General features: G+C 61.0%; 18 protein-coding genes. 12 read left to right on the plus strand and 6 right to left on the minus strand.

Annotation, left to right across the window (positions count from 1 at the left end):
* Positions 1 to 5 precede the first annotated feature (5 nt).
* The 7 genes from HU759_RS16775 (at position 6) to HU759_RS16805 (ending at position 7,726) form a co-directional block, all read left to right on the plus strand.
* A complete protein-coding gene (locus tag HU759_RS16775; protein WP_017136649.1) occupies positions 6 to 938 on the plus strand; it encodes a DUF58 domain-containing protein in 933 nt (310 codons plus the stop codon).
* Positions 935 to 1,429: a DUF4381 domain-containing protein gene (locus HU759_RS16780; RefSeq protein WP_017136650.1), complete on the plus strand. Its 495-nt coding sequence runs from the start codon at positions 935 to 937 to the stop codon at positions 1,427 to 1,429. Before HU759_RS16775 ends, HU759_RS16780 begins: the two co-directional genes overlap by 4 nt.
* Positions 1,422 to 2,510: a VWA domain-containing protein gene (locus tag HU759_RS16785; protein WP_170039621.1), complete on the plus strand. Its 1,089-nt coding sequence runs from the start codon at positions 1,422 to 1,424 to the stop codon at positions 2,508 to 2,510. The genes HU759_RS16780 and HU759_RS16785 overlap by 8 nt, the downstream gene beginning before the upstream one ends.
* Positions 2,507 to 4,246, plus strand: a complete 1,740-nt coding sequence (locus HU759_RS16790) for a tetratricopeptide repeat protein (protein WP_099549322.1) — start codon at positions 2,507 to 2,509, stop codon at positions 4,244 to 4,246. Before HU759_RS16785 ends, HU759_RS16790 begins: the two co-directional genes overlap by 4 nt.
* The gene (locus HU759_RS16795; RefSeq protein WP_170039624.1) at positions 4,243 to 5,883 is read left to right on the plus strand and encodes a BatD family protein; all 1,641 of its coding nucleotides are present in this window, start codon (positions 4,243 to 4,245) and stop codon (positions 5,881 to 5,883) included. Before HU759_RS16790 ends, HU759_RS16795 begins: the two co-directional genes overlap by 4 nt.
* A gap of 627 nt (positions 5,884 to 6,510) precedes the next feature.
* Entirely contained in the window at positions 6,511 to 6,810 is a 300-nt protein-coding gene (locus HU759_RS16800; RefSeq protein ID WP_170039627.1) for a hypothetical protein, read from the plus strand.
* 616 nt (positions 6,811 to 7,426) lie between these two features.
* Positions 7,427 to 7,726, plus strand: a complete 300-nt coding sequence (locus HU759_RS16805) for a hypothetical protein (protein WP_170039629.1) — start codon at positions 7,427 to 7,429, stop codon at positions 7,724 to 7,726.
* Between the two features lie 303 nt (positions 7,727 to 8,029).
* On the opposite strand, the gene HU759_RS16810 is transcribed toward HU759_RS16805, so the two are convergent.
* Positions 8,030 to 8,950 carry a hypothetical protein gene (locus HU759_RS16810; RefSeq protein ID WP_186617753.1) on the minus strand — a complete coding sequence of 307 codons (921 nt, stop codon included), beginning with the start codon at positions 8,948 to 8,950 and terminating at the stop codon, positions 8,030 to 8,032.
* A 271-nt stretch (positions 8,951 to 9,221) separates the two neighbouring features.
* Here HU759_RS16810 and HU759_RS16815 point away from each other — a divergent pair, with 271 nt between their 5' ends.
* The 3 genes from HU759_RS16815 to HU759_RS16825 are packed head-to-tail and all read left to right on the plus strand — an operon-like array spanning position 9,222 to position 14,688.
* On the plus strand, positions 9,222 to 10,463 hold the full coding sequence (locus HU759_RS16815; protein ID WP_186617752.1) for an exonuclease SbcCD subunit D C-terminal domain-containing protein: 1,242 nt from the start codon (positions 9,222 to 9,224) through the stop codon (positions 10,461 to 10,463).
* Complete coding sequence (locus HU759_RS16820) at positions 10,460 to 14,098, plus strand: AAA family ATPase (protein ID WP_170039635.1); 3,639 nt, start codon at positions 10,460 to 10,462, stop codon at positions 14,096 to 14,098. The genes HU759_RS16815 and HU759_RS16820 overlap by 4 nt, the downstream gene beginning before the upstream one ends.
* Positions 14,095 to 14,688, plus strand: coding sequence for a glutathione S-transferase (locus HU759_RS16825; RefSeq protein ID WP_170039638.1), 594 nt, complete (start codon positions 14,095 to 14,097; stop codon positions 14,686 to 14,688). Before HU759_RS16820 ends, HU759_RS16825 begins: the two co-directional genes overlap by 4 nt.
* 126 nt (positions 14,689 to 14,814) lie before the next feature.
* Here HU759_RS16825 and HU759_RS16830 read toward each other — a convergent pair whose 3' ends face one another.
* The 3 genes from HU759_RS16830 to HU759_RS16840 all read right to left on the minus strand — a co-directional run bounded on the left by HU759_RS16830 (position 14,815) and on the right by HU759_RS16840 (position 16,609).
* On the minus strand, positions 14,815 to 14,994 hold the full coding sequence (locus HU759_RS16830; RefSeq protein WP_017138150.1) for a hypothetical protein: 180 nt from the start codon (positions 14,992 to 14,994) through the stop codon (positions 14,815 to 14,817).
* 156 nt (positions 14,995 to 15,150) lie between these two features.
* Entirely contained in the window at positions 15,151 to 16,326 is a 1,176-nt protein-coding gene (locus tag HU759_RS16835; protein ID WP_170039641.1) for a lactonase family protein, read from the minus strand.
* Positions 16,313 to 16,609: a DUF5629 family protein gene (locus tag HU759_RS16840; RefSeq protein WP_099549315.1), complete on the minus strand. Its 297-nt coding sequence runs from the start codon at positions 16,607 to 16,609 to the stop codon at positions 16,313 to 16,315. Before HU759_RS16840 ends, HU759_RS16835 begins: the two co-directional genes overlap by 14 nt.
* Before the next feature lie 186 nt (positions 16,610 to 16,795).
* Between HU759_RS16840 and HU759_RS16845 the strand changes: the two genes are divergently transcribed.
* The gene (locus tag HU759_RS16845; RefSeq protein ID WP_186617751.1) at positions 16,796 to 19,762 is read left to right on the plus strand and encodes a DUF6543 domain-containing protein; all 2,967 of its coding nucleotides are present in this window, start codon (positions 16,796 to 16,798) and stop codon (positions 19,760 to 19,762) included.
* Between the two features lie 102 nt (positions 19,763 to 19,864).
* Here the strand turns inward: HU759_RS16845 and HU759_RS16850 are convergent, their stop codons facing one another.
* Positions 19,865 to 22,240, minus strand: a complete 2,376-nt coding sequence (locus HU759_RS16850; protein ID WP_017138146.1) for an RND family transporter — start codon at positions 22,238 to 22,240, stop codon at positions 19,865 to 19,867.
* A 15-nt stretch (positions 22,241 to 22,255) separates the two neighbouring features.
* Entirely contained in the window at positions 22,256 to 23,293 is a 1,038-nt protein-coding gene (locus HU759_RS16855) for a YCF48-related protein (RefSeq protein ID WP_170039745.1), read from the minus strand.
* Between the two features lie 300 nt (positions 23,294 to 23,593).
* Between HU759_RS16855 and HU759_RS16860 the strand changes: the two genes are divergently transcribed.
* A complete protein-coding gene (locus tag HU759_RS16860) occupies positions 23,594 to 24,709 on the plus strand; it encodes a Gfo/Idh/MocA family oxidoreductase (protein ID WP_170039647.1) in 1,116 nt (371 codons plus the stop codon).
* Positions 24,710 to 24,724 lie beyond the last annotated feature (15 nt).

The following is a 24,724-nucleotide window of genomic DNA, read 5'->3' on the forward strand; positions in this document are numbered from 1 at the left end:
ACCCCATGAATGCCGGCGATGGAATCCGCGTCACGCTCAGCGAATTGATTGAGATGCGCCACCGCGTGCGCGAAGTGCAGCTGTTTTCCACGCCAAGCCAGCGCAGCCCGCTGATTGGCCTGCACCACTCCAAGCTGCGTGGGCGCGGTGTCGACTTCGACCAAGTTCGCGTGTACCAGGCTGGCGACGATGTGCGCACCATCGACTGGCGCGTGACGGCCCGCACCCAGGAGCCGCACACCAAGCTATTTCATGAAGAACGTGAACGGCCGATTTTCATCATGGTTGAGCAAAGCTGTCGGCTGTTCTTCGGCTCCGGGCAAATGTTCAAATCGGTACTCGCCGCCCAAGCCGCCAGCTTGATCGGCTGGGCCGCGCTGGGGCACAACGACCGCGTCGGCGGGTTGGTGTTCGGCGACAGCGAGCACTACGAAATCAAGCCCCGGCGCAGTAAACAAAGCCTGCTGCAATTGCTTAACCGCCTGGTGCGCGTGAACCAGAGCCTGAATACCGAAAGCCGCCCCGAAGCCGACGCGTTGGGCATGGCGCTGCGCCGTGGCCGCGAAGTGTTGCGCCCGGGCAGCCTGGTGATTGTGATCTGCGATGAACGCGCGTTGACCGAAGGCGCCGAGCAACAGCTGAGCCTGCTGTCACGCCATTGCGACCTGTTATTGTTGCCGATCTCCGACCCACTGGACCACGCCCTGCCCGCCGCCGGGCTGCTGCGTTTCGCTGAACGTGGCGCGCAATTGGAACTGGACACGCTGAATTTCGATTTGCGCCAAGCCTATAAAGCCCAGGCTGAGGAACGCATTGCGCGCTGGGAACTGCTGGCACAGAAGCTGCGCATTCTATTGATGCCCCTGAGCACCCAAAGCGAGATGGTCGAGCAATTGCGCGAATACCTCAACCCGCAACGCCCGGTTAAAAAGCAATGAGCAGCCTCGACCAACTGCAGCCACTGATCGCCCCGCCGGCCATCGGGTTCTGGCCGCCTGCGCCGGGTTGGTGGCTGCTGCTGCTGGTGATCCCGCTGCTGGGCTGGGGCCTATGGTGGTTGCGCCGTTTCCTGCCCACCCGACGCCCCGTGGCCCGCGCCGAACAACCGTTGGACCCGCTGCGCATCGCCGCCCTGGCCGAACTTGCGCTGATGCCCAAACCCTACGACGGCGCGCCCGCCGGTGCCTGGCTGCAGCAGCTCAATGGCCTGCTCAAGCGCCTGTGCCGCAACGACTACCCCTACAGCCAGAGCCACACATTAAACGGGCGCAAATGGTTGGCGTTCCTCGACAACCGTTGCCCGGCCGCCGGGCTTACACGCTGGATGGTGTTGGTCGAAGGCGCCTACAAACCCGAATGCAAACTCGACGACAAGGCCATCGCCGGCCTGACCCAAGCGGTCGATACCTGGATTCGCAAACATGTTTGAGTTCGCCTGGCCGTGGATCTTCGCCCTGTTGCCCTTGCCGTGGTTGATGCGCTTCATCCTGCCAGTGGCCGACAGCGGCGAACCCGCGCTGAAGGTCAGCTACCTGGCCGACCTTGAGGGCCTGGCGCGCCGCCGTGCGCGGGTCAACCTGCCCGGCTGGCGCCAGCAAGCGCCGTTCATGGTGCTGTGGCTGCTGCTGCTGACCGCCGCCGCGCGCCCGGAGTGGCTTGGCGAACCGCTGCCCATTGCCGCCAGCGGCCGTGACTTGCTGGTGGCCGTGGATGTGTCCGGCTCCATGGATTTCCCTGACATGCACTGGCAGGACGATGACGTCAGCCGCCTGAGCCTGGTGCAGCATTTGCTCGGCGACTTCCTGGAAAGCCGTGAAGGCGACCGCGTGGGCCTGATCCTGTTTGGCAGCCAGGCTTACCTGCAAGCCCCGCTGACCTTCGACCGGCGCACCGTGCGCACCTGGTTGGATGAAGCACGTATCGGCATCGCCGGCAAAAACACCGCCATCGGCGATGCGATTGGCCTGGCCTTGAAACGCCTGCGCCAGCGCCCGGCGCAAAGCCGTGTGCTGATCCTGGTCACCGATGGCGCCAACAATGCCGGGCAGATCGACCCGCTGACCGCCGCACGCCTGGCGGCCGAAGAAGGCGTGAAAATCTACCCGATCGGCATCGGCGCCGACCCGGAGCAAACCGGTTCGTTGGGCATCCTGGGCGTCAACCCGAGCCTGGACCTGGATGAACCGGCCTTGAAGGCCATCGCGGACGCCACCGGTGGCCGCTACTTCCGCGCCCGCGACGGCGACGAGCTGCAAAAAATCAAACAAACCCTGGACCAGCTTGAGCCCGTCGCGCAACAGCCGACCCAGGCACGCCCGGCCCAGGCGCTGTACAGCGCACCGCTGGCGCTGGCGTTGATCCTGAGCATGTTGCTGGTGGTTCAAGAACGCTGGCCCAATAACCCCTTGCAACGCACCTTCAACAAACTCTCGACCAAGGGCATTTTCCTGCAACAGCACCCGCAATGGCGCCAACGCCTTAAACGCCTGCGCTTGCGGAGGCGTCGATGATCGACCTGTGGCCACACTGGTTTCGCCCTTGGTGGTTGTTGCTGCTGCCGTTGCTCGGCTGGCTGCTGTGGCAGCTGTGGCACCGACAAAAGCGCGCCGGGCGTTGGCAAATGATTTTGCCGCCGGCGTTTCATGCGGTGCTGCTCAGTGGCGGCAATGGCCGCGAAAGTAAATCGCCCTGGGTGGTGTTGGGCATCGCCTGGCTGCTGGCCGTGCTGGCATTGCTTGGCCCCAGTTGGCAAAGGGTTGAACAGAACAGCCAGAAACCGGCCGACCCGGTGGTGGTGCTGTTGGAGCTGACCCCGGAAATGCTCGCCACCGACAGCCCGCCCAATCGTTTGGAACAGGCGCGGCGCAAGCTCTATGACTTGCTGCAGGCACGCGACAACGCGCCCACCGCCATCGTCGTGTATGCCGGCAGCGCCCATACGCTGGTGCCGCTGTCGGATGATCTGGCCACCAGCCGCAACCTGCTCGAAGCCCTGCGTCCCTCGATCATGCCCGAGCCAGGCCATCGTGCCGATCTGGCGGTGGAAAAAGCCCTGGGTTTGCTCAAGCAAGCCGGTCTCGGCCAGGGGCGCCTGTTGCTGGTCGGCTCGTCGCTGTCGAAACAGGAGCGTCAAGGCATTCGCCTGCAGTTGCAGAGCGCCCAGGCCCCCAGCTTGTCGATCCTCGGCATCGGCAGCCGCGAAGGCACGCCGGTGACCCAGGAAAGCGGTGAGTTCCTTAAGGATGACCAGGGCGCCATTCTGGTGCCGCGCCTGGACGGCCCGACGCTCAAGGCGTTTGCCAGTGAAATGGGTGGCCGCTACCGCGCCGCGCGCCTGGATGACAAAGACCTGCGCCAGCTCAACCTGCTCGATGGCCCGCAGGCCCTGCGCAACGACGGCCAACTGCTGCACCTCGACACCTGGGCCGACCAGGGTTACTGGCTGCTGCTACCGTTATTATTGCTCGCCGCCTGCGCCGGGCGTCGCGGCTGGCTGTTCTGCGTGCCGTTACTGTTACTTGGTGCGCCGCAGCCCAGCTATGCCTTTGAACTTCAGGACCTGTGGCTGCGACCCGACCAGCAAGGCCAATATCTGCTGAAGAAACAACGCCCCAACGAGGCCGCCAAACACTTCGAAGACCCGCAATGGCAAGGCGTGGCACTGTATGAGGCGGGCAACTACGCCGAGGCGATCAAGCGTTTTGCCCAAGGCAATGACGCGTATTCCCACTACAATCGCGGGAATGCGCTGGCCAAATCCGGCGAACTGGAAGCCGCCATCGACGCTTATGAGCAAGCACTCGAAGCCCAGCCCGACCTGCAACCGGCGCTGAAAAACAAAGCGCTGGTCGAAACCCTGATCCAGGAAAAGGCCCAGCCCGAGCCGGCCAAGCCTGTCAAAAATGAGGATGACGAAACCACCCAACCCGGCCAAACTGCGCAACCGGGCAGCAGCGGCCAAAGTGCCACGGGGGGCGAGCAATCACCCCAAGGCCAAGGCCAGGCCAGTGCCGGCGATAACCAGACGGGCGCCACGCCCAAAGCCGGCGGCAACGACGTACCGGGCAGCGAGCTAGGGGACGAACACACCACCACCCCGCCCTTGCGCCCCGCCGATGCCAGCCTCGATGGCGAGCACCGCCAGGCGCTGGAGCAATGGCTGCAGCAGATCCCGGACAACCCCGGCGAACTGCTGCGACGTAAATTCTGGTACGAACAGCAACAACATCAGGACAAGACTCGATGAGCCGCCGCACCACCCTTCTGCTCCTGCTCGCCCTGTCGGCAAGCCACGCCCAGGCGGCCAACCTGGTGGCGAGTGTCGACCGCAGCCGCGTCAATTCCGGGGAAACGGTGGAGTTGACAGTGGAATCCAGCGACGTCACCCAGTTCGGCAAACCCGACTTGTCACCTCTGGATGCGCAGTTTGAAGTGAGCGGCACGCGCCAGATCAACCAGCTGACTACCTTGGGCGGCGATAACCACGCCACCACGCGCTGGATCATCACGTTGCTGCCCAAGGAAAACGGCACCGTGGTGATTCCGCCGCTGCAAGTGGGCGAACTCAAGACCCAGCCGATCAGCCTGCAAGTGCTGGAAACCGCCAGCCAGAACACCAGTGCCGAACTGGCCCCGGTGTTTATCGAAGCCAATCTGGACCAGAGCAGTGTGTACGTTCAGGCCCAGGTGCTGTTGACCGTGCGCGTGTACCACTCGGTGTCGCTGTATGACGACAGCAGCCTCACGCCGTTGCAAATCCCCGATGCGCGCATTGAACAATTGGGCGAGTCGCGCACTTACGAGAAGGTCATCAACAGCATTCGCCACGGCGTAATCGAAACCCGCTATGCGATTTACCCGCAGCACAGCGGTGCCTTGGTGATTCCGGCGCAGACTTTCAGCGCCACCTTGGTGGAATCGCGCCCGCCCCAAGAGAACACGCTGCAGGGCACCAAGCCGGGCAAGTTGATTCACGCAAGCTCTGCCCAATTGCCGCTGACCGTCAAGCCCAAGCCGGAGTTCTACCCCGCCGACGCCGCCTGGCTGCCCGCGCGCAGCTTGACCCTGAGCGAAGTCTGGAATCCCGAGCCTGATCACGTTCAAGTGGGCGACTCCCTGACCCGCAGCCTCACGGTCAAGGCCGAAGGCCTGTCCAGCGCCCAGTTGCCGGCCCTGCCCAGCAGCGACATCAATGGCCTGCGCCGCTACCCGGACCAGCCGGTGCTCGGCAACCAAAACAGCGACCGTGGCCTGATCGGCAGCCGTGAGGACCGCGAAGCTCTGGTGCCAACCCGCGCCGGTGCCGTGGAGTTGCCCGCCGTGGAAGTGGTGTGGTGGAACACCCACGAAGATCACCTGGAACGCACCAGCCTGCCCGCACGCACGCTGCAAGTGGCGACCAACCCAAGCCTGGTGGTGGACACGCCCGCCACACCAACGGTCATTACCGCACCGGACGATAGCCGCCTGTGGCTGTGGCAACTGAGCACCTTGATACTTGCCTGCACCACGCTGTTGGGTTTCGGCCTGTGGTGGCGCGCACGTCGCCAACCCGCCGTGCAACGCGCCGTACAAACCGGCCCGAGCCCGCGCTCGCTGTTGGACGACCTCAAGCGCGCCACCCAGGCCAACGACCCGCAAGCCACGCGCCAGGCACTGGATGCCTGGGCGCGGCAACAGCCGGAAACCCTGGCCGACATGGCGGCGCGGTTCGTGCCGCTGTCGGATGCCTTGGATGGGTTGAACGGCGCGCTGTACAGCGAGAGCGGCCAATACTGGCTGGGTGAAGATTTATGGCGTGCGGTCAAGGCCATCCCGATGGTTGAGCGCGCCCAAGACCCGGCAACGGACACCACCAGCTTGCCGCCGTTGTATCCCAAGTAAATCTCTCTCTACCTGACAGCACAAAACCCATGTGGGAGCTGGCTTGCCTGCGATGGCCATAGGTATGCCGCTTTTTCCTGTGGCGAGCAGGCTTGTCCTGCGTTGGGCCGCGAAGCGGCCCCAGTAAAGGCACTGCAATTTTCCTGAAAGAACTCAGTGTCTGGGTTTGGGGCTGCTTCGCGGCCCAACGCAGGGCAAGCCTGCTCGCCACAACAGCACACTTGCCACAGGCTTCGTGTTGCTGAAATACCGAGGTGTCTGCATCGCAGGCAAGCCAGCTCCCACAGATGATGGGTGTTGCCTGGGCGACATGCATTGTTAAAGGCCAGCAGTCCATATCCCTTTAATTTGCGGGAAGTTTCCTAGACAATCCTTCGGCCTTGCGCCTGCTCACTTCACTGGCTAGCCTTCGCTCCGTCGCTGCATATCAGCGATCGGGAGTGAGATCCTGTGAACGGAGTGCCAAGTGCCACAACCGCGAGCAACATGCTCTATGGCGGCTGTGTGCGGGCAGACCTAGGTCTGGCCGGGTGCTCCTGACCGGTTATCTCACCCCGCACATAGCTGCCACCTTTTGTCGAGTGAGATCTGCAAAAGAATGGCTCCCAACTTTTAGGAGTTTCATTCATGACCAAAATCGTCCCAGACCCACCCCGTTTCACCCCCGACCGTAAAATCTTCGAACGCGCCCTGAGCCACTACCTGCAACCCACCCCACCGCCATCCTTCACCGTGCATCACGACCTCAGCTTCGAAGACGCCCTCGCCCAAATCTGCGATTTGCTGCGCTGTGCAGCCGCCACTGCCGCAGACACGCGCCAAACGCTGACAGGCGATGAACACCACATGGCCGGCGCCACCGAGCACTTGATCAACCAAGCCAAAACCTTTGCCGACCGCGCGCTGGAGTGCATGAACGCCGCGTAACCCTCTGCCGGAACTGGCTTATGTGGGAGCTGGCTTGCCTGCAATGGCCATAGGTATGCCAATTTCTCCTGTGGCGAGCAGGCTTGTCCTGCGTTGGGCCGCGAAGCGGCCCCAGTAAAGACACTGCAATTTTCCTGAAAGAACTCAGTGTCTGGGTTTGGGGCTGCTTCGCAGCCCAACGCAGGGCAAGCCTGCTCGCCACAACAGCCCACTGGCCACTAACCGGTTGTGTAGATACCTATGGCCATCGCAGGCAAGCCAGCTCCCACAGGTGATGGGTGTTGCCTGGGTGACATGCATTGTTAAAGGCCAGCAGTCCATATCCCTTTAATTTGCGGGAAGTTTCCTAGACAATCCTTTGGCCTTGCGCCTGCTCACTTCACTGGCTAGCCTTCGCTCCGTCGCTGCATATCAGCGATCGGGTGTGAGAACCTGTGAACCAGTAGGCGCCAAGCGCCGCAACCGCGAGCAACACGCTCTATGGCGGCTGTGTGCAGGCAGACTTCGGTCTGGCTGGAGTCCTACTGTCCGGTATTCTCACCCTGCACGTAGCTGCCACCCTCTTGTCGAGTGAGACCGACATCCGGATGGCTCCTTTTTCAGTAGGAATATCCGCATGACCAAAATCGCCCCAGCCCCACCCCGTTTCACCCCCGACCGTGAAATCTTCGAACGCGCCCTGAGCCACTACCTGCAACCCGCCGCACCGCCATCCTTCACCGTGCATCACGACCTCAGCTTCGAAGACGCCCTCGCCCAAATCTGCGACTTGCTGCGCTGTGCAGCCGCCACCGCAGCAGCCACCCGCCAGGCGCTGAGCGGTGATGAACAGCACATGGCCGGCGCCACCGAGCACTTGGTCAACCAGGCCAAAACCCTTGCCGACCGCGCCTTGGAGTGCCTGCACGCCGCCTAACCCTCTGTAGGAGCTGGCTTGTGTGGGAGCTGGCTTGCCTGCGATGGCCATAGGTATGCCAATTTCTCCTGTGGCGAGCAGGCTTGTCCTGCGTTGGGCCGCGAAGCGGCCCCAGTAAAGGCACTGCAATTTTCCTGAAAGAACTCAGTGTCTGGGTTTGGGGCTGCTTCGCAGCCCAACGCAGGGCAAGCCTGCTCGCCACAACAGCCCACTGGCCGCAGGCTTCGCGTTAACCGGTTGTGTAGATACCTATGGCCATCGCAGGCTTGCCTGCTCCCACTGGTCAGCGTCTACGCGTGAACGTCAGGTCTTTGCGCGACTGCGCTTGTAGACATAGGCGATGTTTTCAATATCGAACCGGCCGTCCTGCTTACCTGGCCCATCGTCGCCAATCCCGATATCCAGCGCCAGCAGCAACTCCGGGCGGGCCAGAAGTTCCAAAGCGCTCTCTTGTGCCTGTGCCGAAAAAGTCCGGGTGCTGGGCACCATGCCGGCGGCTTCTTTCAACTCATGAATATTCACAAAACGGTCGTTTTTACCGGCGGCAAACTCGCGCAAGTGATAGGCGATGTGCCGCAATAAGTATTCGTTGCTCCAGAACGGCTGTGGGCCGACCTTATGCGGCGCGTCTTCGCGGGAAGCCAGCCATTGCTTATCGCTGAGAGCGCCATACCCCTCCTGGGTGAAGGCTTGCCACATGCTTGCCGGTGTTTCGGCCACCGCATAGCCGCTGCCGGTGAACCCTTCGAGTACACCGTTGTTTGCATCCTCACCGCGAGTTTTGCCTGCTGCACTCAGAGACGCATCAATCCAGTTAAGTACTCTGGCCGCGTTGTAGGCCGCATCCGCTCTAGACTGGGGGTAAGGGTTACTGGAGGTCCAATCGCCCAATTGCCTATAGGCCATTTCAAAGTAAATATTATTTTCACGCACGGGTTGTCTCACCACTATTTCGACGTTCACTTTACCGACCCAGTCACGACGTATTCCTCGTTGGCTGTCCAGCCATTTGAGTATGGGGTTGTCATTAATGATTTGCTCAGCGGATCGAGTATCGCCCAGGGGGCGCTGGAGATTTTCCCTCGGGACAACATGCTGATTTTTCTCGCCGCGCAGCGGGTCGATGGGGCCGCGCACAGGCGTTGGCACATAGATTGGAAAGAGTTCCCCTGCGCTAAAGCCCCGTCGTTCATGTTCGTGCTGATCAATATTACCCAGAGACATTGTGTAGTGACTCCAAAAGGAAAAAGATGCCTCGCAGAATTCGGGAGGTCATTCTTAATTAACGCAGGTCAGAACTCTGGTTCCCTTACAGGGATCACCGAATGGGGCTGCATTCGTCGGCAAATGTTTCCACTGTGGTGTTGCGTAGATTCCCCGGTCTCCCCCCGACAAGCCCGCATACCAGCGGTTTTTACAGGTAAACTCCCTTCTTTTTCACCGCCCTTCTCTGTTCACGGCGGCCATTCACCTCTTGTATTTAACGGAGTTCGCCTTGCGTCTGTTCCACACCTCCGACTGGCACCTTGGCCAAAACCTGCACGGCCAGGAACGCGACTTCGAACACGCCTGTTTTCTCGACTGGCTGCTGGGCCAATTAAAAGCCGAGCAGCCGGATGCGCTGCTGATCGCCGGCGATATCTTCGACACGGTCAACCCGCCGCTCAAGGCACAGGAGCGCCTGTACGACTTCATCATCAGCGCCCACGAACAAAACCCCAAGCTGACCATTGTGATGATCGCCGGCAACCACGATTCCGGCTCGCGGATCGAGCTGCCCGCGCCGTTGATGCGCCGTTTGCGCACCCATGCATTGGGCCGCGTGCTGTGGCTGGACGACGGCCAATTGGACGCCGAGCGCCTGCTGATCCCGCTGCCCGACGCCAAAGGCAAGATCGCCGCCTGGTGCCTGGCGCTGCCGTTTTTGCGACCGGCGGAAGTCACGGGTGCGCACTTGGGCGACGACTATCTGCGGGGCATTGGCCGGGTGCATGAATGGCTGATCGCCGCCGCCAATGCCAAACGCAAGAAAGGCCAGGCGCTGATTGCCATCAGCCATGCGCACATGGCCGGTGGTTCGGTGTCGGAAGACTCCGAACGCAGCCTGATCATTGGTAATGCCGAAGCACTGCCTGCCAGCCTGTTCGATGCCAGTGTGAGTTATGTGGCGCTGGGCCATTTGCACAAGCCGCAGCAGGTCAACGGCGAAGAGCGCATTCGCTACAGCGGCTCGCCCATTCCCTTGTCGTTTTCCGAAATCGGCTACAAGCACCAGATTCTCGATGTGACCTTCCAGGGCCAACGCCTGGTGGGCGTCGAGCCACGCCTGATCCCACGCTCGGTCAACCTGCAACGCCTGGACGCTGCGCCGCTGGCGGATATCCTCGCACAGCTCGCCGACCTGCCCGACATCGACCTGCTCGCCGAAACCCAGCGCCACCCCTGGCTGGAGGTACGCGTGCGCCTCGACGAGCCGCAGCCGGACCTGCGCCAGCAAATCGAGACTGCCCTGCAAGGCAAGGCCGTGCGCCTGGTGCGCATCGCCGCCGAATACGCAGGCAAACGCGGCAGCGACGACACGGACGAAGCCGGTCTGGTCGAACTTGACCAGCTCACGCCCCAGGAACTGTTCAGCCGCGCCTGGCACGACAACTACGGCAGTGAGGTGGATGAACAGACCATGAAGGATTTCGCCGTGCTGCTTCAGGAAGTGCAACAGGAGGGCGAACAGCCATGAAGATCCTCGCCATCCGCCTGAAAAACCTCGCCTCCCTGGCTGGCCCGTTCGAGATCGACTTTACTGCCGAGCCCCTGGCCAGCGCCGGGTTGTTCGCGATTACCGGCCCAACCGGCGCGGGTAAAAGTACCCTGCTCGATGCCTTGTGCCTGGCACTGTTTGGCGCCGTGCCACGTTTGGGCGATACCGGCCAGGCCAAAATGCCCGATGCCGACAGCGATATCTCCATCGGCGACCCACGCACGCTGATTCGCCGCGGCACCGGCGGCGGGTACGCCGAGGTGGATTTTGTCGGCGTCAACGGCCGCCGTTACCGCGCCCGCTGGGAAGCCAACCGCGCCCGCGACAAGGCCAGTGGCAAGTTGCAGAACAGCCGCCAAAGCCTGACCGACCTGGACAGCGACCAACTGCTGGCCAGCCAGAAAACCGAATACAAGACCCAGCTGGAACTGGCCCTGGGCTTGAATTTCGAGCAATTCACCCGTGCCGTATTGCTGGCGCAAAGTGAGTTCAGCGCGTTCCTCAAGGCCAACGACAATGAGCGCAGCGAACTGCTGGAAAAGCTCACCGACACCGCGCTGTATACCCAGCTCGGCCGCCGCGCTTTCGACAAGGCCAAGGATGCCAGGGACGCGCATAAACAGCTGCAAGACCAGGCCACCGGCCTGGTGCCACTGGCGCCTGAGGCCCGCGCCGAACTTGACCAGCAGTTGGCCGAGGCGCAGCAGCACCTCAAGACCCAGCAGGCGCAACTCAAGCAGTTGGAGCTGCAACACACCTGGCTCAAGGAGCTACGTGAGTGGCAGGAGCGCCAGCTCAGTGCCACCGAACAATTGCAGCAAGCCCAACAGCTCTGGGACAGCCAAGGCCAACAGCGTCAGGACCTGAGCCGCCTGGAGCAGTTAGCGCCACAACGCCATCAGTTCGCGCGGCTGGCTGAACTCGACACCCTGCTCACCCCGCTGGCGGCGCAGATTCAACAGCACATCGAGCAGCAAACCGCGCTGCAAGCACGCCAGGAGCAGGCGCAACAACAGCAGGCCGCCGCCCAGGTCGCCTTGGCTGACGCCTTGAAACACCAGGCCGACGCCGTGCCCTTGCTGCGCCAGGCGTTCGAACAGCAGAGCACCCTCGCCCATCTGAGCAAAGACCTGGCCAAACGCAGTGACGACAAGCAACAACAGGAAACCGCCTGCGCCGAAGGGCAGTCGTTGCTCAATGGCTTGCTGGAGAAACAGGCCCAGGTTGCCGGGCGCCTGCAACGCCTGGCCGCTGAGCTTGAGCGCAGCGCTGCCTTTGCACCGCTGAGCGACGCTTGGACCGCCTATCGCGACCGCCTGCAACAGCTGATGCTGATCGGCAACCGCCTGAACAAGGGCCAGGCCGAACTGCCGCAGCTTGAACACAAAGCCGCCACCGCTGCCGAAAAATTCACCCAGCAGCGCGAGGCGTTGGACCTGCTGTACCAGGAAGCCGGCGCCGAACCGCACGCCGTCGCCGAGCAGGTCCAATTGCTCGCAAGCCTGCTGCAGGACAATCGCAAGCAGCAACGCGCCTTCGAAGACCTTACGCGCTTGTGGGACAGCCAGCAGCAGCTGGATATACAGAGCGCCGCGCTGACGCAAAAACTCGCAGACGCCCAGCAACAGCGCGAACAGTTGAACCAGACCGGCCTGCAAACCAAGGCCGAACTCACGGTGGCCGAGCAAACCCTGTCGGTGACCAAGCAACTGCTGGAACGCCAGCGGTTGGCGCGCAGTGCCAGTGTCGAAGAGCTGCGCGAGCAGTTGCAGGACGACCAGCCGTGCCCTGTGTGCGGCAGCCATGAGCATCCGTACCATCAGCCCGAAGCCTTGCTGCAAAGCCTTGGCCGCCATGATGAAAACGAAGAAGCCACGGCGCAGAAGGCCGTCGATACGCTGAAGGAAAAACTCACCGAGCTGCGTGGCGAAGTGGGCGGCTTGATCGCCCAGCAAAAGGAGTTCCTGCAACAGCAAGAGCTGTTGGCGACACAACAACAGGGCCTGGCCCCCAGCTTGCAAGCACATCCATTGTCGGCCTCGCTGTTTAATCAGGACGCCACCCAGCGCAGCGCCTGGCTGGCCCAGCAGTTGGCGCAACTTACGCAAAGCATCGCCCAGGATGAGCAACGCCAAGGCGCCCTGCTCAACCTGCAACAAAATGCCGGGCGCTTGCAGCAACAACTGCAAGCGGCCCAGGATGCCAGCCAGCAAGCCCGCCAGCTGCTGGTGGACCAGCAACGCGAACTGTCCAATGACCGTGAGCGCCTGGACGAAGAACTGCAGGCCTTCGCCGGCCTGCTACCGGCCGACACCCTCGACGGTTTGCGCCGTGAACCGGCAGCGACCTTTATGCAGCTGGACCAGCACGTCAGCCAGCGCCTGGAACAGCTGGGCCATCAGCGTGATGAGTTGGCTGAACAGCAAGAACGCCAGCAGGCCATCGAAAAAGAGCAGACCCATCAGCAGCATCGCCAGCAGCAGGTGGAAGCCTTGCAACAGCAAGTCACCGAGCTGACCACCCAGCAACAGGCCGCCCAGGCAATACTCACCGCCTTGCTCGGCGAGCACACCAGTGCCCAACAGTGGCAACACCGGCTGGATGAGGCCGTGGCGCAAGCTCGCCGAAGCGAGACAGACGCCAACCAACAGCTGCAAGAGCTGCGCGATGCCCTGATCCAATTGGCTGCCGACCTCAAGGCCCAGCAGGAACGCGTACAGGCGCTGACCGCCGAGCAGCAGACCCTCGATGCGCGCCTGGGCGAATGGCGCGCGCTGCACCCGCAACTGGATAACGACGGTCTTACGCGTTTGCTGGCCTTTGATGACAGCCAAGTCAGCGCCTTGCGCCAGCAGTTGCAGCACAGCGAAAAAGCCGTCGAGCAAGCCAAGGTGTTGTTGCAGGAGCGCGAACAGCGCCTGGCCGAACACCAGGCCTTGCACAATGGCAACCTGGACGCCGAACAGCTGGACAGCAGTCTCGCCGCGCTTAATCAGCAATTGGCCGAGGGCGACAGCCGCTGCGCCGAATTGCGTGCGCGTCAGTCCGAAGACCAACGTCGCCAGGACGCCAACCATGTCCTGGGCGAGCATATCGCCAAGGCTTATGACGAGTGGCAGCGCTGGGCACGCCTGAATGCGCTGATCGGCTCGGCCACCGGCGACACGTTCCGCAAGATCGCCCAGGCCTACAACCTCGACTTGCTGGTACACCACGCCAACGTGCAGTTGCGCCAACTGGTGCGCCGCTATCGCCTCAAGCGCGGCGGCAGCATGTTGGGGCTGTTGGTGATGGACACAGAGATGGGCGACGAATTGCGCTCGGTGCATTCGCTGTCGGGTGGCGAGACGTTCCTGGTGTCGCTGGCGTTGGCGTTGGGGCTGGCGTCGATGGCGTCCAGCACCTTGAAAATCGAGTCGCTGTTTATCGACGAAGGTTTTGGCAGCCTGGACCCCGAATCGCTGCAATTGGCGATGGACGCGCTGGACGGCTTGCAAGCCCAGGGCCGCAAGGTGGCAGTGATCTCCCACGTACAGGAAATGCATGAGCGCATCCCGGTGCAGATCCAGGTCAAGCGCCAGGGCAATGGTTTGAGCACGCTGGAGGTCAAGTGAGCGAGGCGCTGCTGTATTCGTTTCGGCGCTGCCCGTACGCGATGCGGGCGCGCCTGGCCGTGCGCTATTCGGGCCTGCCCGTGCAGATCATCGAAGTGAGCCTCAAGGCCAAGCCGGCCGAGATGCTGGCACTGTCGCCCAAGGGCACGGTGCCGGTGCTTTGCGTGGGCTGCCAGGTGATCGAGGAAAGCCTGGAAATCATGCATTGGGCGCTGGCGCAGCACGATCCTGATGATTGGTTGCTACAAGGCGACCCGAGGGTTCAGGAACTGATCGCTGAGAACGACCAGGTGTTCAAACATCATTTGAATCGATACAAGTACGCCGAGCGCTACCCCGAGCAGCCGATGGAACATTATCGGGCCGAGGGCGAGGTGTTTTTGCAGAAGCTGGAAGCGTTGCTGGCGGGGAATGATTACTTGCTGGCCGAGCATTTGAGCCTGGCCGATATGGCACTGGCGCCGTTTGTGCGTCAGTTTGCGCATGTCGACCGCGAGTGGTTTGCTTGTACCCCGTATCACCGGTTACAGACCTGGCTACAGCGCTTTCTGGAATCGCCGCTGTTTGTGGCGGTCATGGCAAAATCCTGAGGTCCACACAATCAAATGTGGGAGCTGGCTTGCCTGCGATGCCGACGACTCGGTGTAACTGATCCACCGCATCGATTTCATCGCAGGCAAGCCAGCTCCCACATTTGACCGTCGCTTGGCTCAAGCTCAGTGCTGGGCTTTGTGATCCAGTGCGGCATAGAAGTTGGCGCTTTGTTGCAGGTATTTCTGGGTGTAGGCGGTGGTGGTGGATTTTTTGCCGGTGACTTCCACGCTGGCGGCAGCAGGCAATGCCACGGTGGCGGAAACAGCGGAAGCAGCGATGATGGAGAAGAGGTTCAAGTTCATGGCGGTAACCCTTGTGTTCGTTTGGTTAGGTGGCCAGGGAAGGCCTTGGAACCAAACTTACGCCCGAGGGTTAAACCTTAGAAATGCTTTGAAACAGTAGCCGCTATTAATAGAATTAATACAAAGGGTCAGGCCCCGCACTGCGGGGCCTGTGGCTTATTGACGCACCAGGAACTTGAGGTCGCTGGGCGCATCGATCGACTGTTTCTGCACGGTTTTACCCAGCAGGCCGGTCTTGGGGTCGCGTTCGACCACCACGATTTCATTGCTTTTCTGGTTGGCGATCAGCAAAAACTTGCCGCTCGGATCCAGGCTGAACTCGCGCGGGTGGTCACCTTCTACCGAACGGCGCTGCAGTTCCTTGAGGTGCGCGGTGGCCGGGTCGATGCTGAACACCAGCACCTGGTTGGCCGTGCCACGGTTGCTCACGTACAGGAATTTGCCGTCGCTTGAGGCGTGTACGGCCGCACCGGCCTTGTCGGAAACCGGCTGCCCGGCGGCAAAATCGACCAACTGGGTCTGGCTGAGCTTGCCGTCGTTGTAATCGAACACAGCCACCTGAGCGCTCATTTCAGTGGTCAGCCAGGCATGCTTGCCATCGGCGCTGAACAACAGGTGACGCGGGCCGCTGCCCGGTGGCAATTGCACAAAGGCGGGGTCGGCCGGGGTCAAGGGCAGTTCGTGGTTGGCCTTGGGATCGTAGTGGTAGGCAAACACCTTGTCGGCGCCCAGGTCCTGTACAAACACATACTTGCCATCCGGCGACGACACCACCGAGTGCACGTGGTTGGAGGCCTGACGCTCAGGGTTCACGCGGCTGGCCGGGTGCGCGCTCAGTTGCACCGGCGACGACAGCTTGCCATTGGCGTCAACCGGCAGCACGGCCAGGCTGCCGCCCGGGTCTTCCAGCACCGAATAGTTGGCGACGAACAGGTAACGGCCATCAGCGGCCAGGCTGGAATGGGTCGGTTCGTTGCCCAGGCTCTGCACCTGGTTGATCAGGCTGAGCTGATGATTCTGCGGGTCGATGCTGTAGCTGCTGATGCGGCCGACCGGATCTTTTTGCCCTGGGCCGTTCTCGTTGACCACAAACAGGTGCTTGCGGTCTTTGGAAATCGTCAGCCACGAGGGGTTGGCCGCTTTGGCCGCCAGCACGGGTTTGCCGCTGAATTGGCCGGTGCGGCTGTCAAATTGCAGGCGGTAAATACCTTCGCTGGTGCCGGCGGTGTAGCTGCCCACCAACAGTTCATAGGTGTCGGCCGGCGCGGCTTGCACCGACATCGCACCGACACTGCCCGCCATCAACAGGGGCCAGAATTTACGCATCATCATCCGCTTCGTCCTCGTCGTTATTGTTGCCGGTGACGCCGCTCATGCAGACCAGGCGATGCTCGCCCGAGTCACCGGTAAGGGTCCAGCTTTGCAAGGTGGGATCAAACACTGCTGCTTTGACTTGCTCCAGGCTGAAGCTCCAGCGCTTTTCGGCGCGACCGTCCATGCAAATGACCAACAGTTTCTGGTCATCCAGGCTGAAATCAAAGGTGTGCAGCCCATCGATTTCAACCATCTGGCAGTCTTCAAAAGCATGCAGCAAGGTAGCGGTGTCGGCAGTCATAGACATCAATCATCAAGGGGAAAGCGCTCATGATAGGGCAAATTACTGCATCAGCCTAAAACCCTGCCTCAAACACACCAACGCGCATCATGCAGTACCCAGATACCGCTCCTTTACCACGAGATCGACGTTAACTCGCCATGACACCTGTGATGTTCGATTAACCAATCGTGGAGACCTCAAAAAATGCTACCACCGTCCATCAACGAGCCGCCTGCCAGCGATGTGATGCTCGCGCAATGCCCAAGCATGGGCGCTACCGTCAGCGCGCAGTTCGCAGACCGCCCCAGGCTTGAAGCCGTCGTAGAGCAAATGTTGGCGACAACCCTTACGCAAAAATACCCGGGCATGGCGCTGGACCTTTCCCGCACCCAACTGGCGACGCCCCAGGCCGATGGGCGCTATACCTTCGAGCGACTCACGACAAAAGCGCTGGACTATCTGGCCGATGGGGCCGACTTGGACTTTAGTGCGGTAGGCTCGCACGCCTTTTTCCTCACTGAGCAGGCACCCACGCCCATCACCACCCCCGCCGGTGACGCGCTGGACATGATGCAGGTCGAGGCACTGATTCGCGAACTGGCCTGGTCGCTGCCGATCGGCCTGCAAGATGCCTTGACGGCCTATTGGAACCCGGCCGGCGAGCTACCCAGCCGTTGGAGTTTACTCAGTGAGAGCTTGGTGCAAGCGCTGCAGATTTCAGTGCTGACCCAGCCAGGCTTGAGCGATATTGAGCGCGAGACGGTACAACAGGTCATTGACTTCCCTGACAGTTATCCGCGTCAGCAAAATAACGACAGCAACACCCTTGTCTACGAACTGGAAACCTACCTGAACAGCGCCAGCGGCAACTCGGTTTTATTCGCCCCCGAGCTGTTGCTGGAGCGTACCGTCAATACGCATACGGTCGTTCTGTTATGCCATCCGGGTGGAAAAATCGAAACATTTAGCTCAATGGATGCCTTTAACCAGCATTGGGGCAGCGCCCTCACCGCTCAATACAGCGTCGATTCGCTGAGCTGCAAACGTTACGAGGTTTATGGCGATGCGTTCGGGCATCAAGCCGAACTGATCCTGAATCAACAATTACTCAACATTGAAGCCGTGAAACTGCCCTGCTCCTTCGGGAAGGCTAAGCTGCAAGCGCTTTACCATGAGCTCAGTGACCCGACGCCCTGCTTTGCCAACACGACCCAAGTCCAGGCACAGTTTCAGAACGTGCTGAGCCCGCAACTGCCAGACTGGCTCCAAAACGCCTCGCACATCCCCAAAAAAAACTACTCCCGCTACAGTTTGGGGTTGGCGAACAGTAAGCGGCTCAGCAGGGGCCATACCTTTCTCAGCGGCATTACGGACATCAACGCCTTCACCACCGCCGCCTTGTCAAAGGCGCTCGACGCCGAGCAGCAAAGCCTGCCCGCGAGCGACGAAGAGGCTGCGCTACCCGAGACCTATGCGCCCGACAAAGTGCTTGTCACGGTGACCCCTGCTGCTGACGCTGAAGACACCGCACAGGGCATTTCCACTGAGTCGATGAGCCTGACAGACCTGGTGATCACCTGCCTGAAAGGCCGCCCTGCTGGCGCCTTTACCCTGGCGCACCGTGACGGCCTGACCCTGCCTGGATGGTTGACGGCGGACTTCATCACCCGCAACGGCGGGCTAATTGAGAGACTCGACATCGGCAAGGCTTATTCCGACTACCTCGAAACACAGTTATTGAATCACACGCCAGAGTCTTTCGCGCGCAAGCGCCAGCTCGTCGCCCAGCTATGTTATCAACTACCGTTGCAGGCGCTGGAGTTGCATCTGAAACAACCGAGCAGTGTCAGCGCACTGGCCGCCGGATACGTTGCCACGCTGCTGCAGCACAACGCCAACGAAGCCTCCATTGGCAGCAAAGGCTTCGTCGACACCCCATCGGTGATCATTCAACCGTTGGCACTGTTGCGCGCAGCGCAAGCGGAACCTGACGTCGTCAGCGCTATGTTCATCATCGAAGCGCAGGACAAGAGCAAAGGCCCCCATCTGCTTTACCGCCCCTTTTATGCACACGCCTTATGTGAGTTCGCCACACGCGACGCGCTGCTGAATGCTATCTCGCAGCCAGGAGAACTGCACGACAGTGTGCTGGCCTGGATGTCCGATGAAGCCCGGGCTGTCTATGACAACGGTGGCCTCCTGGCACCCCATCCCCTGGATGTTGGCCTGAATGCCGAGTCTGTACCCGATTCACCCCTACCCACGGCACAACTGGCCGATCAACGCGAGGTCGACAAATCGCTGACAAGCATGAACTTCTCCAGCGCCCAGTCCTTCCTCTACTTCTACATCGTAGAGGCGCTGACCAATGTGGGAGGTGATGGCGCGCCGCTGAATAAAACAAAACGCTGGGCAGCATTGCTGGAAATGAGCGGCGGCCCGTTTGATGCGTTACTGCAGCCGCAACAGCGAGCACCGGTTTTGCTGACCGCCTGGCTAGGCACACTGGTGAATCAATTGACGCCTGATCTGCCTGCACTCAATAGCAATGACCCCATCACACGCGAAGTGGCCATAGCCGACATGACACTCAACCTGGCTATCCTGCTCGCTGAAAGCATGCCGGTTGCCTCGACCACCGAGCCTGTGGACGCCACGCTCAAAGACCAGGCGTTACGCCCGCCCGCGCCGCGTCAATCCCAAGAGGGACGGCAGCTCTCCAGCAACGTGGTACTGACGGAAAACGTCATTGGCTACTACTACGGAGCCAACAAAAAGCTCGATTCAGCACTGGAATTTGGATACACCTTTTTCCAAAACAGAATGCCGTACGGGCATTGGGCGAACGTCACCAGCTTTTTCGGCGTTGCCTGTTTTGAAGCGCTGCCTGAAGCTTCGTCTGACGGCCCGTACCGAGGGCTATACCGGATCGACAACGCCTGGCACTTGAACGTCTATGGGATTCTTTTCAAGGTCATCATGCTCGACGACGAGCGTGTGTCGATCGTTCGCGCGAGTTCAGGCACCCGCGGACCTCGCTTAAAAGTCGACGAGCAAGGCAATTGGTCGTTCGATATGAGCCTACGCGTAAAAGGCGGTAGCGTGCTCAAGCGCCTGGCTACCGAACGCACCCGCAGGGCCCAAATCCCGCCAGCCGTGGCAGGCCTGTAGCGTGCAAAACAAGGCACGGCTTCGCCATCGGTAGGCACACAGTAAAACGCCCGACGGGTCAGGTCGGGCGTTTGTTTCCAAATTGCCTGTGGTCAAGCATGCTCAGTGCGCAAACAATGAATTGCCCTTCTGCCCCGCCAGCTTCTCGGGTTTGATCAGGAACCGCGCCAGTGCCGGCAACAGCCACAGCGCACCGAACATGTTCCACAGCAGCATGAAGGTCAGCATCAGGCCCATGTCGGCCTGGAACTTGATAGCCGAGAAGATCCAGGTGCACACACCGATGGCCAGGCACAGGCCGGTGAACAGCACGGCTTTACCGGTGGACTTGAGCGTCTGGTAGTAGGCCTCTTGCAACGGCAGGCCGGCGCGCAGGAAGCTTTCCAGGCGGCTGTAGATGTAAATGCCGTAGTCCACGCCAATCCCCACGCCCAGCGCCACCACCGGCAAGGTTGCGACCTTGACCCCGATGCCCATGAACGCCATCAGGGCATTGCCCAGCACTGAGGTCAGCACCAGCGGCAACACGATGCACAGGGTCGCCGCCCAGGAGCGGAAGGTGATCATGCACATGGTGGCCACGCACAGGTACACCAGAATCAGGATGGTCAGCTCCGACTCCTTGATCACCTCGTTAGTGGCAGCTTCGATCCCGGCGTTACCGGCGGCGAGGATAAATTCCAGGCCGTCCTTGTTGTTTTCCCTGGCGAAGTCCTGCACCGCATGCACGGCGCGGTCGAGGGTTTCGGCCTTGTGGTCGTTGAGGAACACCAGCACCGGCGCCAGTGAGCAATTGTTGTTGTACAGGCCGTCGGCGCGGGCAATGGAGTTGTTCAGTACGTCGGGGTTACGCGACAGGGTTTCCCATTTGAGGTTGCCCTCGTTCATGCCCTTGATCATCTGCTTGGACACGGTCACCAGCGAGATCGCCGACTGCACGCCCTCGGTGTTCTGCATCTTCCACATCAACTGGTCGATGGGCGCCATGGCTTCATAACGCGAGCAGCCTTCGGCCTTGGTCTTGACCATCACCACCAGCACATCGGAGCTGGTGGAGTAGTTACTGATGATGAAGTTGTTGTCTTTGTTGTAGCGCGAGTCCGGGCGCAGTTCCGGCGCGCCCTGGTCGAGGTCACCGATCTTGAGGTTCTGGCTGTACCAGAGGCCGCCGCCGAAGGCGACCAGCGCGAGCAGGATCGAGACTGGCGCAACTTTCGCGCTGGCGAACTTGGACAGCAGGCGCCAGAACGGGTGTTCGCGGTGCGCGTCCTTCTTGCTCTTGGCGATCGCGCGCTTGCTGATGCCGACATAGGAGATCGCCACCGGCAGCAGGATCAGGTTGGTGAACACAATCACCGCCACGCCGATGGACGCGCCGATGGCCAGTTCACGGATCACGCCGATGTCGATGATCAGCAGCGTGATAAAGCCCACGGCGTCGGCGAGGATCGCAATCATGCCGGGCAGGAACAGTTGCCGGAACGTGCGCCGTGCCGCGGTCAGGGCGTTATCTGCCTCGCTGGATTGCAGGGCGATGCCGTTGATCTTCTGCACGCCATGGGAAATACCGATGGCAAAGATCAGGAACGGCACCAGCATCGAATAGGGATCCAGGCCGAAGCCGAAAAAGTGCATCAGCCCCAATTGCCAGATCACCGCCACCAGCGTGGTACTCAACACCGCGACAGTACTGCGCAGGCAGTTGGTGAACCACAGCAACAGGATCAAGGTGATCACAAACGCGATGCCGAAGAACATCACCACCATTACCAGGCCGTCGATCAGGTCACCGACCTTCTTGGCGAAACCGACGATATGGATCTTGACGTTGGGGTTTTGCGCTTCGAACTTGTCGCGGATCTTGTCTTCGAGTTCATGGGAAAACTTGCGGTAGTCCAGGGCCAGCAACTTGCCTTGGTCCTGCGGGTCCGGGTAGGACTCCAGCAAAGGAATATCGACGATACTCGACTTGAAATCGTTGGCCACCAGACGCCCGACCTGGCCGGACTTGAGCACGTTGTTGCGCAGTTGGTCGAGGCTTTGCGGCGAGCCGTTGTAGCTTTGCGGGATTACTTCACCGCCGGCAAAACCCTCTTCGGTGACTTCGGTCCAGCGCACGCTGGGGCTCCACAGCGACTTGAGGCCCGAGCGGTCAACGCCGGAGATGTAGAACACCTCGTCGTTGATCTGCCTCAGCGTCTCCATGTACTCCTTCGAGAAGATGTCGCCATCCTTGGCCTCCACCGAGATGCGCACGGTGTTGCCCAGGTTCGCCAGGTCGTTACGGTGCTCCATCATCTTTTCGATGAAGGGGTGCTTGAGGGGGATCATCTTTTCAAAGCTGGTGGACGGGCGGATCAAGGTCGCCTGCCAGAACAGGAAAATACTCACCAGCAGGCAGATAACGATCACTGCCGGGCGGTTGTTGAAGATCAGGCGCTCAAGAAAGGTCGCTTTATCGTTGTGATGACTGCTCATTCTTTCCCCGCCTTCTTATTGTTTTTCGAGTTCAGCGCCGGTTGCCTTGGCAACACGAACGCCGCCCTGCCCCGCCAGAATCAAGTTGCCATTGCCCGCCGCCGTGACCGAGGAGAGCGAAATGCGGTCCGGGCGGTTGAATACGCTGAAGGTCTGGCCGTCGTCGTGGCTGATCACCACGCTGCCGCCGTTGCCGACCACCACGATGGCGCCGTCATCGAGCAACGTCGCCCCCGACAAGCCAAACTCCAGGGCACCACGCGCCGCATTCAACTCCACTGGCTCCCACGTGCTGCCAAAATCGGTGGAGCGGTAGAGATTGCCGCGCAGGCCATACGCCAACAGGGTCTGCGGCTGGGCGGTGCCGATCACTCCGAACAGCGAGCCCTCATAGGGGCCTTCGAGTTTTTCCCAGGTCTGGCCGTCGTCGCTGGAGCGGAACATGCTGCCCTGCTCGCCGACGATAAACAGCCCGGCACCCTTGATAGCGGCGATGGCATTGAGGTGGAACTGGTCTTCGTTGTCGAGGCGATCACTCACGTCGTCCCAGGTTTTGCCGCCGTCGGTGGTTTCGATCAGCGCACCGTAGGCGCCCACGGCCAGGCCATGCTCGGCATCCTTGAACCACACGTCGAGCAATGGCGCTTCGCGCTTGAGGTCCTGGTATTGCTGAGCCCAGGTGGCGCCACCGTCGGTGCTGGCCAGGATCTGCGCGTCATGGCCCACCGCCCAACCGTGTTTGTCGTCAACGAAATACACCGCCGTGAGCAGTTGCCGGGTCGGCACTTTGGCTTGGGTCCAGGTGTTGCCCTGGTCATCGGAATAAAGGATGTGCCCGCGATCGCCGACCGCCACCAGGCGCTTGCCGGCATGCACGACATCGATCATCAGGCCTTTGGCGGCCTTGGGAGACTCAATTGCAAATACCGGCTGTGCGCTGCTGGTGTCGCCGGTTGCCAGCGCGGGTGTCGACAACGCCCCAAGCAGCGAGAGCGCTGTGGCCAGCATCGCAACCCTGCGTGCGGCGCGCGGGCGGCAAACAGCCCAACCCATGACAGGCTCACTCATAGACCTTTCTCCCCATTTATTATTGTTAGGTGGTCTCGCCTTCCCGGGCTCTGAAACCTGCAATCTAGAGCGCCTGGAGGAAGCAGGGGCCATCCTATCGGGCTTTGGAATCGTCTGACAATCGGCGCTACGTTATCTTTTGTTAACTGACGGGTTTTGGCGCTGGCCTGAATATGCCTGCATTACCCAGGCTGATTAATGAATTTTTATTCCATCTATTGAATTATGGGAATTTTTATTCCATTAATAGCCTTCCTGACAACAATAATCCAAAGGACCACGGCGATGCGTGAACTCGGAATCGGCTTGATCGGCACAGGCTTTATGGGGCGCGCCCATGCGCTGGCGTTCAACAATGCCCGCGCGGTATTCGAACTGCCGGTACACCTCAAGCTGGCGGCGCTGGCCGATGCCGACACCGAACGCGCCCAACGTTGCGCCACGGCCTGGGGCTTTGCCCAGGCCCACGGTGACTGGCAGGCGCTGGTCAACGACCCTAATGTCGATGTGGTGGCCATCACCACGCCCAATCACTTGCACTACCCCATGGCCATGGCGGCCATTGCGGCGGGCAAGGCGGTGTATTGCGAAAAACCCCTGGCGGTCAGCCTGGAACAGGCCGACGCCATGCGCCGTGCCGCAAGTGCTGCCGGCGTGGTCACCCGGGTCGGTTACAACTACCAGCACAACCCGATGATTGGCCTGGCCAGGCAGATGATTGTCGACGGCGAACTGGGCGAGATCATCAGCTTCCAGGGCGAGTTCAGCGAAGACTTCATGGCCGACCCGGCCTCGCCGTGGTCATGGCGCTGTGAAGTGGAACATGCCGGTGGCGCGCTGGCGGATCTGGGCAGCCATCTGCTGTCGATGGCGCGCTATCTGGTGGGCGATGTGGTGAGCGTGTGTGCCGACACACACACCGTGCATGCCCAGCGCCCTGCCGTCAAAGGCAGCAACGCGCTCAAACCCATTGCAGTGGATGACCAAGTGCATGCACTGCTGCGTTTCGCCAATGGCGCCCGTGGCACCGTGAGCAGCAGTTGGCTCAAGCAGGGCTACAAGAACCACCTGAGTTTTGAAATCAGCGGCACTCGCGGCACGTTGGCGTTCGATCAGGAACGCTTGAATGAGCTGCGCATATGCCGCGCCGGCCAGGACGGTTTCCAGCGTGTGCTCGCCGGGCCCGCCCTGCCCGGCTATGCCGCATTCAGCCCGGCTGCCGGGCATCAACTGGGTTACAACGAATTGAAGACCCTGGAAGTGCAGGAGCTGGTCATGGCGTTGGCGGGCCAAGGTGCAGCGGGCACTGACTTTGAAGCCGCCTGGGCGGTCGAGCGGCTGGCAACGGCGATTCGCCTGGCCGCCCGTGAGGAGCGCTGGGTCGACGTAGGTGAGGTCTGATCAAGGGGAGCGGCG

Origin of the sequence: Pseudomonas sp. OE 28.3, assembly GCF_014268205.2 — a bacterium.
Lineage (GTDB): Bacteria > Pseudomonadota > Gammaproteobacteria > Pseudomonadales > Pseudomonadaceae > Aquipseudomonas > Aquipseudomonas edaphica.

What these genes read in the sequence shown, in the direction of transcription:
- HU759_RS16775 (WP_017136649.1), top strand. Translation starts at nt 6, where the DNA reads ATGAATGCCGGCGATGGAATCCGCGTCACGCTCAGCGAATTGATTGAG.
- HU759_RS16780 (WP_017136650.1), top strand. Translation starts at nt 935, where the DNA reads ATGAGCAGCCTCGACCAACTGCAGCCACTGATCGCCCCGCCGGCCATC.
- HU759_RS16785 (WP_170039621.1), top strand. Translation starts at nt 1,422, where the DNA reads ATGTTTGAGTTCGCCTGGCCGTGGATCTTCGCCCTGTTGCCCTTGCCG.
- HU759_RS16790 (WP_099549322.1), top strand. Translation starts at nt 2,507, where the DNA reads ATGATCGACCTGTGGCCACACTGGTTTCGCCCTTGGTGGTTGTTGCTG.
- HU759_RS16795 (WP_170039624.1), top strand. Translation starts at nt 4,243, where the DNA reads ATGAGCCGCCGCACCACCCTTCTGCTCCTGCTCGCCCTGTCGGCAAGC.
- HU759_RS16800 (WP_170039627.1), top strand. Translation starts at nt 6,511, where the DNA reads ATGACCAAAATCGTCCCAGACCCACCCCGTTTCACCCCCGACCGTAAA.
- HU759_RS16805 (WP_170039629.1), top strand. Translation starts at nt 7,427, where the DNA reads ATGACCAAAATCGCCCCAGCCCCACCCCGTTTCACCCCCGACCGTGAA.
- HU759_RS16810 (WP_186617753.1), bottom strand. Translation starts at nt 8,950, where the DNA reads ATGTCTCTGGGTAATATTGATCAGCACGAACATGAACGACGGGGCTTT.
- HU759_RS16820 (WP_170039635.1), top strand. Translation starts at nt 10,460, where the DNA reads ATGAAGATCCTCGCCATCCGCCTGAAAAACCTCGCCTCCCTGGCTGGC.
- HU759_RS16830 (WP_017138150.1), bottom strand. Translation starts at nt 14,994, where the DNA reads ATGAACTTGAACCTCTTCTCCATCATCGCTGCTTCCGCTGTTTCCGCC.
- HU759_RS16835 (WP_170039641.1), bottom strand. Translation starts at nt 16,326, where the DNA reads ATGATGATGCGTAAATTCTGGCCCCTGTTGATGGCGGGCAGTGTCGGT.
- HU759_RS16840 (WP_099549315.1), bottom strand. Translation starts at nt 16,609, where the DNA reads ATGACTGCCGACACCGCTACCTTGCTGCATGCTTTTGAAGACTGCCAG.
- HU759_RS16845 (WP_186617751.1), top strand. Translation starts at nt 16,796, where the DNA reads ATGCTACCACCGTCCATCAACGAGCCGCCTGCCAGCGATGTGATGCTC.
- HU759_RS16850 (WP_017138146.1), bottom strand. Translation starts at nt 22,240, where the DNA reads ATGAGCAGTCATCACAACGATAAAGCGACCTTTCTTGAGCGCCTGATC.
- HU759_RS16855 (WP_170039745.1), bottom strand. Translation starts at nt 23,293, where the DNA reads ATGGGTTGGGCTGTTTGCCGCCCGCGCGCCGCACGCAGGGTTGCGATG.
- HU759_RS16860 (WP_170039647.1), top strand. Translation starts at nt 23,594, where the DNA reads ATGCGTGAACTCGGAATCGGCTTGATCGGCACAGGCTTTATGGGGCGC.